We start from the raw sequence: 3,011 nt of genomic DNA on the forward strand, positions 1-3,011 counted from the left end.
CGTCCGTCTGCCACGACTCCGACTGCTCCGACGGGCGACACCCACACGGGTGAGCGCCCGTCCCTGCATCGGCGTCAGGACGCGCCGGCTTGAGCGGGCGCCACGTCGGGACGAAACGTAGGAGATCGCTCTCCCTCCCGACAAGCACCAGTCCTCCACGGTTCCGGCCCGAATGTAGTTGATCGGTAACCTGGTGTGACGAATCCGCTGCGCTCGGTGTGTCGCGACCGTGAAGATCCGCACGCAGGATGCCAGAAACCGGATTCCCGCCCCGTAGCATGGCCGATGTGACTCCGCACACCCTCGATCGCCGGTCGTGAGCGGCGTCCTCACCGGCGGGGCCGTCGTGGCCACCCTCATCGCCGTCGGCTGGGTCCTCGGCCGCACGGGCGTGCTGGGGGAGGGCGCCCAGCCCGTCATCGCCCGCCTCGTCTTCTTCGTCGGCAGCCCCGCGCTGCTCGTCGACGTCCTCGCCCGCGCCGACGTGCGCACCCTGCTCTCCGGCCAGCTCGCCGCGACCGCGGCCTCGGTCGCCGCCTGCCTCGTCCTCTTCGCCGTCGCGGCCCGCTGGCGCTGGCGGCTGCGGCGGGGCGAGGTGGTCATCGGCGCGCTGTGCTCCTCCTTCGTCAACGCCGCCAACATCGGCCTGCCCGTGGCCGTCTACGTCCTCGGCGACGCCACCGCGGTGCTGCCGGCCATGCTGCTGCAGATGGTCCTCGTCGGGCCCGCCGCCCTGGCGCTGCTCGACGTCGGCACCGCCGCGGGCGGCCGGGTGCGACTGCGGCACCTGCTGCGGCCGCTGGCCAACCCGCTGCTGGCCGCCAGCGCCGTCGGCATCGCGCTGTCCCTGACCGGCGCGCGCCTGCCCACCGCCGTCGCCCAGCCGCTGTCCCTGCTCGCCGGTCTCGCCGTGCCCGGTGCGCTGCTCGCCTTCGGCATCTCGCTGGCCGGCGGAGCCCGGCCCGCGTGGCGGCGCGCCGAGGTGCGCCTCGCCGTCGCCGCGAAGGTCCTGCTGCAGCCGGCCGTCGCGTACGCCACCGCGCGCTTCGCCGTCGGGATGGCCCCCTCGGGGGTGTTCGCCGCGACCGTCGTCGCCGCGCTGCCCACCGCGCAGAACGTCTTCACCTACGCCGTGCGCTACGACCGCGGCGTGGCCCTGGCCCGCGACAGCGTGCTGCTGTCCACCCTGCTGTGCGCCCCGGTCATCGCGGCCGCCGCCCTCCTGCTGGCCTGACGGGCGGCGGCCCCGCCGTCACCGCCCGCGGGCGGCCTGCCAGGCCTGCCACGCCGAGGTGACGATGGAGGTCAGGTCCTCCTCGGCGCTCCAGCCCAGGGTCCCGCGGATGCGGCCGACGTCCGCGACCAGCCTGGGCGGGTCGCCGGCGCGGCGCTCGCGCACCACCGGCTCCACGGCCGCACCCGTCGCGGCGCCCACCGCCTCCACCACCTCCAGCACCGAGGCGCCCCGGCCGGTGCCCACGTTGAACACGTCGTGCGGGCGCTCGTCGGCGGCCAGGTGGTCCAGCGCCGCCAGGTGCGCCTTCGCCAGGTCCAGGACGTGGACGTAGTCGCGCACGCACGTGCCGTCCGGGGTGGGGTAGTCGTCGCCGAAGACCACCGGCGCCTCACCGCGCTCCAGGCGGTCGAACACCATCGGGACGAGGTTCATCACCGCCACGTCGCCCAGGTCCGGCCAGCCGGCCCCCGCCACGTTGAAGTAGCGCAGGTTCGCCGCGCGCAGCCCCCACGCCCGGCCCGCCGCCCGCGTCATCCACTCGCCCACGAGCTTCGTCTGCCCGTAGGGGTTGATCGGCTCGGCCGGGCCGTCCTCGCGCACGAGCTCCACGTCCGGCGCGCCGTAGGTGGCCGCCGAGGAGGAGAACACCAGCTCCCGGACGCCGGCCTCCTCCATCGCCAGCAGCAGGTTGGCCGTGCCCCCGACGTTCTGCTTCCAGTACCAGGCCGGCCTGGCCACCGACTCCCCAACCTGCTTGCGCGCCGCGAAGTGGACCACCGAGGTCACGCCGCGCTCGCGCATCTCGGCCGCCAGCCGCTCCGGCGCGGCGTCCACCGCCAGGTCCAGCTGCACGAGCGGCGCCCCGCCGGTGCGGTCCGCCGTCGAGTTGGACAGGTCGTCCACGACGACCACGTCCTGGCCGCGCTGCTGCAGCAGCCGCACGACGTGGGATCCGATGTAGCCCGCTCCTCCGGTGACCAGCACGCTCATGGCACCGACCCTAGTGATCCCCGCCGGGTGGTCCCGCAGCACGGGGCGGACGGGGGCCACCCGCCCGCCCCGGGACGTCAGCGGGAGCGCAGCACCAGCGTCGTCCGCTCCACGGAGAAGTCACCCACCGCGGCGTCCCGGCCGGAGCCGGGGAAGCGGGTCGAGCCCACCGAGCCGGTCGCCGTCGTGGTGCTCGCGCCGCGGCCGGTGGTGGAGGCCTCCAGCGACGTCGTGCCGTCGTCCCAGGTGTAGCTCGCGCTGAACCGCGCCAGCGGGCCGGCCCCGGCCAGGGTCAGCCGCACCGGCAGCGTGCCCAGGTCCGCACCGTCGAGGTCCCTGACGCGCAGGTCGCCGCGCAGGACGGCCGTGCGCTTGAGGGTGTTCACCCCGAGCACGACGTCGGCGGACTCCAGCCAGCGCTCGGCGAGCACCTGGCAGCCGGGGTCCTCCAGCGGCTGCTCGTCGACCGCCGGCTGCTCCTCGTCGGGGGTCAGGACCCACGTGACGGGACCGGGGTCCGGCGCCACGGGCACGTCGGCGGGCAGCTGCCCGGCCGGGCAGCGGTAGTCCGTGACGTACCCGGCCGCGGTCCGGGCGGTGCCGGCGCGCTGCACGGCCAGGAAGCCGACGCTGACGGCGTCGCTCCCGCCGGCGCCCGGCTCGACGTCCACCCAGTGCACGGTGGCCGAGCGGGCCGCCACCGACAGCCGCTCCTCGCCCGCCCCGGTGGCCGCCGCGGCCAGCGTCCGCAGCAGCGGGGAGGGCGCCGCGCCCGCCGGTGCCG

At 76.0% G+C, this 3,011-nt stretch carries 3 protein-coding genes; 1 reads left to right on the plus strand and 2 read right to left on the minus strand.

Annotation, left to right across the window (positions count from 1 at the left end):
• The first annotated feature begins 316 nt into the window (after positions 1-316).
• Entirely contained in the window at positions 317-1,234 is a 918-nt protein-coding gene (locus ABEB16_RS17990) for an AEC family transporter (protein ID WP_345713591.1), read from the plus strand.
• Between the two features lie 18 nt (positions 1,235-1,252).
• On the opposite strand, the gene galE is transcribed toward ABEB16_RS17990, so the two are convergent.
• Complete coding sequence (gene galE, locus ABEB16_RS17995) at positions 1,253-2,227, minus strand: UDP-glucose 4-epimerase GalE (protein ID WP_345713592.1); 975 nt, start codon at positions 2,225-2,227, stop codon at positions 1,253-1,255.
• A gap of 77 nt (positions 2,228-2,304) precedes the next feature.
• A partial coding sequence (locus ABEB16_RS18000) for a hypothetical protein (RefSeq protein WP_345713593.1) occupies positions 2,305-3,011 on the minus strand: 707 nt, incomplete at its 5' end.

The sequence above is a fragment of the Kineococcus glutinatus genome, from assembly GCF_039542765.1.
GTDB classification, from domain to species: Bacteria; Actinomycetota; Actinomycetes; order Actinomycetales; family Kineococcaceae; genus Kineococcus_A; species Kineococcus_A glutinatus.